This window comes from Planomonospora algeriensis, assembly GCF_977012225.1.
The window spans coordinates 1-293 of the sequence record NZ_CDRNDK010001156.1; the positions used below are offsets into that span (position 1 = coordinate 1).

A 293-nucleotide genomic window follows, 5' to 3' on the forward strand; every position below is an offset into this window, starting at 1 on the left:
GCAGCGTCCGCGGCATCACGCCGTTGCGCAGCGCCATCACCATCTTGATCACACCACCGACCCCGGCAGCCGCCTGGGTGTGGCCGATGTTCGACTTCAGCGACCCCAGCCACAGCGGCCGGTCCTCGGACCGGTCCTGGCCATAGGTGGACAGCAACACCTGCGCCTCGATCGGGTCGCCCAGCACGGTGCCCGTACCATGTGCCTCGACCACGTCCACATCCGCCGGCGAGAGATTCGCGTTCGCCAGCGCCTGCCGGATCACCCGCTGCTGCGACGGCCCGTTCGGCGCC

At 70.0% G+C, this 293-nt stretch carries 1 protein-coding gene; it reads right to left on the reverse strand.

Annotated elements, in window-relative coordinates:
- The coding region (locus tag ACWJ6R_RS38230; protein ID WP_449066832.1) for a hypothetical protein at window positions 1-293 on the reverse strand (293 nt) is incomplete at both ends.